Raw genomic sequence first — 6,738 nt, 5'->3', positions numbered from 1 at the left:
CTATCCGCTCACCAGATCAAGGTCATGCTGTGCCGTGCCGGCGGTGGACGCCGGATTTGTGCGGGAATCGACCGCCGTTAACAACAAGGCCAATGCCGAACTGCAGCTTCAGATCACCCGCTTGCTGCAAGAAAGCGGGCATCATTGGCTAGAAGCCATGCAACAGCTCAGCGCTGGCAGCATGCTGGAGACCACCTCGCGCATCCAGAACCTCCAACAGGCGGCTGACTGGCAGGCGCTCGCAACCTTGCCGACCGAGGTGTTCTGGCGCCTGTCCCAGGGCCGCATGGGCGATACCCAAGCGGTCGGCCAGGTCGCCGCCAAAAGCCAGGCAGTCTTTGCCGATGGCCTGCGCCAATCGCTCTCAGCCTGGCAGGCATCCGTCTCCGGGGCATTCGGCGCCAGTGGTGACACAGCCTCTTTTTCCCAGCTTTGCCAGCAATGGGCGCAGCCCTGGACCGCGCCATCCACTGCGCCCCAGGGCAAAGCCAAGAAGTGAAGAGGTTGCCATGAGCATCCCTCAACGAACGGCTTTGGTGACCGGAGGAAATCGGGGACTGGGCGCTGCGATTGCCCGTTTTCTGCACGATGCCGGTCACCGCGTGATCATCACGCATACGCCAGGCAATTCCACGATTGACCAGTGGCAGCACGCGCAAGCAGCTCAAGGCTACGCATTTGCGGCCTACGGGGTGGATGTGTCCGACTACGAGTCGGCGCAGGAGTTGGCGCGGCGCATGTATGTCGATGGTTATCGTATTGACATCCTGGTGAACAACGCCGGCATCACCCGCGACGCAACCTTGCGCACGATGGACAAATCCGGCTGGGACGCCGTGCTGCGCACCAACCTCGACTCGATGTTCAACGTCACCAAACCCTTCCTCGATCCGATGCTGGAGCGCGGCTGGGGTCGCATCATCAACGTCTCGTCGATCAATGGCAGCAAGGGCCAGTTCGGGCAGACCAACTATTCGGCGGCCAAGGCCGGGGTCCATGGCTTTACCAAGGCGCTGGCGCAGGAAGTGGCTCGCAAGGGCGTAACGGTCAACACCGTGTCGCCAGGTTATCTGGCCACCGAGATGGTGATGGCCGTGCGCGAGGACGTACGCCAGAAGATCGTTGATGCGATTCCGGTTGGTCGCCTCGGTCAGCCGGCCGAAATCGCGGCACTGGTGACTTTCATAGCCAGTGAGGCCGCTGCTTTCATGACTGGCAGCAACGTGGCGATGAACGGCGGCCAGCACATGTCATGAGTCAGGGAACCCGCGGCGCCAGCGGGTGGTTTCCAACGCGGGCAGTCCACAGCTCTTGGAGGAGTTCCATGTATTCCCGATTTCTGGTGCCGCTGGACGGCAGTCCTACATCCCTTCTGGCCCTTGATCATGCGCGCGCCTTGGCCCACCTGAGTGGCGCCACTGTGATCCTGCTGCATGTCGTCGAGCCGGCTCATCACACCAAGGGCTTCGAACGTCCCAAGGTCTATATGGAAGACGTCCGTCCGCGCTTCATGGCGGCCGGCCAGGCCTTGCTGGATGAGGCCGCCAACGGATTGCGTCAGGACGGACTTGCCGTGGAGACGGTGCTTCTTGAAAGCGGTGCCGAGCGCGTATCGGAACAAATCGCCAAGCAGGCCGAGGCGAGTGCGTGTGATCTGGTCATCCTGGGCACCCACGGGCGTCGCGGCGTGGATCGGCTGCTGCTCGGCAGCGACGCGGAGCAGATCGCGCGCATCGCGCCGGTTCCCGTGATGCTGGTACGCCAACCGCACCGCAAAGGAATCACATGAACGAACAAACTTCTGAACACGTTAGTGCCGTTGCTCCCAGCGGTGTCGCGCGTCTCATCGCCCATGTCAAAGCCATGGCCCCGGTGCGCACTGCCGTCGTGCACCCCTGCGACGCGCTCAGCCTGGGCGGTGCACTGGACGCACGCGATGCCGGCATCATCACGCCAGTGCTGGTGGCGCCGCTTGCCAAGCTGCGCGCCGTTGCAGCCGATTTCGGGCTGGATCTGGGGGACAGTGAGATCGTTGATGTGCCGCACAGCCACGCTGCCGCGGCCACCGCCGCCAGGCTGGCTGGCAAGGGCGAGGTGCAGGCACTGATGAAAGGCAGCTTGCACAGCGACGAGTACCTGGGCGCCATTCTGGCCCCCGAGGCTGGCCTGCGCACCGAGCGCCGCTTGACGCACTGCTACATCATGCAGACGGCCAGCTACCCCCGGCCCTTCATCATCACCGACGCCGCCATCAACATCGCTCCGTCGCTTGAGGACAAGGCCGATATCGTGCGCAACGCCATCGATCTGGCGCACGTCATCGGTGTGGCCGAACCCAAAGTCGCCATCCTGGCGGCGGTGGAAACGGTGAACCCTCGCATGCGCTCGACGCTGGATGCGGCAGCCCTGTGCAAGATGGCCGACCGCGGCCAGATCACAGGGGGCCTAGTCGACGGGCCGCTGGCCTTCGACAACGCGGTCTCGCCCGAGGCTGCGCAAGTCAAGGGCATCCGGTCGGCCGTGGGAGGGCAGGCTGACGTGCTTGTTGTGCCTGATCTGGAAAGCGGCAACATGCTGGCCAAGCAGCTTGAGTTCCTGGGCGGTGCCGAGAGCGCCGGCATCGTCATGGGCGCGCGTGTGCCCATCGTGCTCACCAGCCGCTCCGACTCGCGCACCACGCGCCTGGCGTCCTGCGCCATTGCACTCATGCTGGCCGAACGCAGGCGCGCCGCGCCGCCGTGAGGCGCTTGCGCCACCGATTCAACCCGCATTTCAAAATGGAGTCTTCACCATGAAATACAGCTTCAAGGGCAACAGCGCCATCGTCAGCGGCGGTGGCTCCGGCATCGGCGAGGCGACGGCCCGTCTGCTGGCCGCCAACCGCGTGCAGGTTGTTGTCTCCGACATCGACCTTGAGGCCGCACGGCGCGTGGTGGAGGCCATCGACGCCGCCGGCGGCCGCGCCGTGGCGCACGCCGGCAACACCGCCCGTCCCGACGACGCACAAGCAGCGGTGCAGTGCGCACTCGAACATTTCGGCGCCCTGGATCTGGCATTCAACAATGCCGGTATCAGCGGTACGCTCAAACCTGCGGGAGAACTGGCGGCGGACGAGTGGCAGCACGTCATCGACGTCAATCTCTCTGGTGTTCAATATGCCCTGCGGGCGCAGATTCCGGCCATGCTGGCCGCCGGTGGTGGTGCCATCGTCAACATGTCGTCCATCCTCGGCCTGGTTGGCAGCGCTACCGCCCCAGCCTACGTCGCCGCCAAGCATGGTGTCACCGGCCTCACGCGTTCAGCGGCGCTGGCCTACGCGGCGCAGGGCATCCGCATCAACTCCATCCACCCGGGCTATATCGATACGCCGCTGCTCAAAGTGTTGGACGAGGCGACGTTGGCGGCGCTCAAGGGCATGCACGCAATCGGGCGCCTGGGCCAGTCCGAAGAGATCGCCCACGCTGCCTGCTTCCTGCTCTCCGAGGGCGCCAGCTACATGTGCGGCAGCGCGCTGGTGGTCGATGGCGGCTATACCGCCGCTTGAAATTACGGTCGCGGCTGAGGTCGGCAACGCCGGTGCAGCATCAAGGTGTGAGACAGGTGGCCTTTGCATTCTCTTTGCGGTGGTCGATCGTGATCGTTGCCGTGTTCGCACTTGGCGGCTGCGCGATTGTCAGCGAGTTCAAGCCCTCTGTGACTGTACGCGCAATGGCACCGGATGAATACGTTGCGCTACGGCGGGGCGATGTCCTCGGCACGGGAAAACTGAGTGCGTTGACTGTGCAGGCCCTCCGCGTCGCCGAAATTGATGAACGGGCCTGCGCAAAGAGCACCTCACTTGCTTGTATTGCGGCGATAGCCGCAGTCAAGGACATGGACGAAGAGACCAAGACATCGGCTCTGGCTGAGCTTTGGTTGCAGCATGCCGTGTCCATTTCAATGTCGGCTCCTTACACCGAATCCTCCTCCACTTCAGCTTGGATCGAGACGGCACGGTATGCGTATGCCTATCTCTTCTTTACCAGGCGTGTACCCGGCGAACGCGCGTTTGAGGAGCGGCAGACGCAGGTGCGCGACTGGTACAACTACGCAGTACAAAAAACGGTCGCACAGCTGTTTGGCGTACGCCAAGGGACACCGGATGCGAAGGCTGTGAAGGCCAAAGGTGTGCTGCGTTTGGGTGATTGGGCTTTGCGAGTTGACCTGAATGCTCGCCTGCCGAACGGCGTGGCAATGCCGCGTGAGTTGTTGCCTGCCAGTGCACTGAGATTCCAAGGTCTGCGCGGCATCTACCGTAGGGATGGCCTGGGCGCTGAACTGGTGGCCGTAACCGATGCCCAGTCGTTAACCAATCACAACGGGTTACCCACCGGAGATGATTTTTCGAAGAAATCCACCGCCTGGAACGAAATGCCCACCCCCAACGTGACGGTAGTGCTCCGCTTCGACGTGCGCTCTATGGAGGAGCTGCTGGCCTCGCACGAACTCGTCGTTGCGGTGTATGACCCGCTGGTCCAAGACTATTTGTCGCTCCATGGGCAACGCGTTCCGCTGGCTGGCAATTTCACAGCTGGCTATGGTCTGTGGCTGGCACGCTCGGAGTTCAATCGGCAATCGTTGTTGGGTCTGCTTGGGCGTGACCGTGGAATCGATCAGCCGCGCCTGTATCTGATGCAGCCATTCGATCCACAGCGGCGCATCATCGTGATGCTGCATGGACTGGCGAGCAGCCCCGAGGCTTGGGTCAACGTGGCCAATGAACTTCTGGCCGACGAAGAACTGCGGTGCGCCTTCCAAGTCTGGCAGGTCTATTACCCCACGAACATGCCGCTGCCAGCCAATCATGCGGCAATCCGACAAGTTCTGCTGGCCGCTTTGCATCACTTCGACCCGGAGGATAAAACCGCAGCTTCACACGGGCTGGTGTTGGTTGGGCACAGCATGGGCGGAGTGCTCGCGCGGTTGATGGTCTCCACGTCGGATCAGCAATTGTTGAAATGGGCCGAATCGGATCCGAGGATCGATCTGGATCGTCTTGGCAAGAGCCGCGCCAAAATTGACCCTCTCCTGCAATTTCAGCCATTTCGAGGTGTTGAGCGGGTGATATTCATCGCCACGCCCCACCGTGGAACCGTGGTTGCCGGCCAAGGGTTTGGGCGCTGGGTGGCCGGATTGGTCCGCTTGCCGCTGAAGCTGCTGGAAGCGCTCGCTGGCGCCATTCCGGCTCGCGCCGACACCATGGGAACAACCCAGGAAACGCTCCTGGAGCGCATTCCCAACAGCATTGATCAGCTCGACGAAAAGGATCCCTTTGTCAAAGCCGCAGCAGAGCTTCCTATCTCGGATCGGGTGTCATATCACTCGATTATCGCCAGGCAGAACACCGATGGTTCTCTTGCGGACTCCGACGACGGCCTGGTTCCGTACAGAAGTGCCCATCTGGAGGGGGCCGCATCGGAAAGGATCATCGTGTCCGGGCACAGCGTGCAGGAGACCGCTGCGTCAATCGCAGAGATCAGGCGAATCCTGCGTGAAGACATTGCAAGACATCAGTTGACAATCGCAGATATTCCTCCCGCCGAAAGGAGGGGGACTTGCCTCGCCTATTAATCGATTCAGTCATTGTTTTTTGATACTTTAGTGAGTAACATATCACTAGCTTTTCTCTAATTCAATTTGGACTGCTTGCATCGCAACCGAGACACTTTCGGTTCGGAGGGACAGCGTCCCTGGTGTGCTCATATGAATGAAGCATCAGACCGCACCCCATAGAACGTGGACGATCTGACACGCTAGGAAGGGCATAAGTGGAATTGCGCCACCTTCGATGTTTCATCGCTGTCGCGGAGGAGCTTCATTTCGCTCGTGCCGCTGAACGGCTACACATCGACCAATCGCCGCTGTCTCGCACCATCAAGGAACTGGAGGAAGAACTTGGTGCGCGCCTGTTCGTTCGCACTACCCGCAGCACGCAACTGACCCGTGCAGGTCGATTGCTCTTGGAACACGTACCGCGCATCTTTACTGCGCTGGAGCAAGCCCGCGATAGCGTCAGGTCTGCTTCCAATGGCTATCACGGGCAATTGCGCATTGCCTTGTCCGATGGCATCACGCCATCACGCTTGCCGGCGCTGCTTGCGCAGTGCCGTGAAGAAGACCCCGAGGTCGAGGTTCGATTATTCGAGGTTCCGCTGGCCCAGCAGATCAAAGGCTTGCACGATGACCTATACGATGCCGGTTTTTCGATGGCCGATGATGTGGGCGATGGCATCGTGGCCACATCTGCCTGGGAGGACGAATTGATGGTCGCAGTACCTGCTCGCCATCCCGTGCTCTCCTTCAGGCAGGTTCCGCTGGAGGAAGTGCTGCACTATCCGCTGGTGTTGGGCGATCCCGCAATCTGCGAAGGCCATGCACGTCAGGTCGAGCGCATCCTGCGCAAGCACGAGCAGGAGCCGCTGATAGTCCAGCACGTTTCCACCTTTGACCTCATGATGACTCTGGTCTCCGCCGGATTGGCCTTGGGCCTGGCTGGCGCGGCGCACATCAGCTCCAGTCGCGAGCTTGGTGTTGTGGCTCGACCCTTGGCGGGTAAACCGCCGATGCTGACAACCTATCTGCTGCGTCGTGATGCGGAGACTCCAGAAATGTTGACCCGGTTCATTGAACGAGTGGCCTTCATTGACTCGGCAGGTAATCTGAGCAATGCCAAAAATATCCGACCCACCCGATGAAAGG

At 61.4% G+C, this 6,738-nt stretch carries 7 protein-coding genes; all 7 read left to right on the top strand.

Features of this window, described 5'->3' with window-relative positions; all coding sequences use genetic code 11:
• Positions 1-499, top strand: a 499-nt coding sequence (locus C667_RS06265; protein WP_442478168.1) for a phasin family protein, incomplete at its 5' end; no start/stop codon positions are given.
• Positions 500-509: 10 nt separating this feature from the next.
• Entirely contained in the window at positions 510-1,256 is a 747-nt protein-coding gene (gene phbB, locus C667_RS06260; RefSeq protein ID WP_039920877.1) for an acetoacetyl-CoA reductase, read from the top strand.
• Positions 1,257-1,324: 68 nt separating this feature from the next.
• Complete coding sequence (locus C667_RS06255; protein WP_028840150.1) at positions 1,325-1,789, top strand: universal stress protein; 465 nt, start codon at positions 1,325-1,327, stop codon at positions 1,787-1,789.
• Positions 1,786-2,742: a bifunctional enoyl-CoA hydratase/phosphate acetyltransferase gene (locus C667_RS06250; protein WP_083881278.1), complete on the top strand. Its 957-nt coding sequence runs from the start codon at positions 1,786-1,788 to the stop codon at positions 2,740-2,742. The genes C667_RS06255 and C667_RS06250 overlap by 4 nt, the downstream gene beginning before the upstream one ends.
• 49 nt (positions 2,743-2,791) lie before the next feature.
• Positions 2,792-3,544: an SDR family NAD(P)-dependent oxidoreductase gene (locus tag C667_RS06245; protein WP_004358739.1), complete on the top strand. Its 753-nt coding sequence runs from the start codon at positions 2,792-2,794 to the stop codon at positions 3,542-3,544.
• 47 nt (positions 3,545-3,591) lie between these two features.
• Complete coding sequence (locus C667_RS06240) at positions 3,592-5,610, top strand: esterase/lipase family protein (protein ID WP_245538435.1); 2,019 nt, start codon at positions 3,592-3,594, stop codon at positions 5,608-5,610.
• A 197-nt stretch (positions 5,611-5,807) separates the two neighbouring features.
• Positions 5,808-6,734 carry a LysR family transcriptional regulator gene (locus C667_RS06235; RefSeq protein ID WP_004358735.1) on the top strand — a complete coding sequence of 309 codons (927 nt, stop codon included), beginning with the start codon at positions 5,808-5,810 and terminating at the stop codon, positions 6,732-6,734.
• The last annotated feature ends 4 nt before the right edge of the window (positions 6,735-6,738 follow it).

Source organism: Thauera phenylacetica B4P, from assembly GCF_000310225.1.
Taxonomy (GTDB): Bacteria; Pseudomonadota; Gammaproteobacteria; order Burkholderiales; family Rhodocyclaceae; genus Thauera; species Thauera phenylacetica.
Note: the sequence above shows the minus strand (reverse complement) of the source record. Positions and strands in the feature narration are given on the sequence as shown.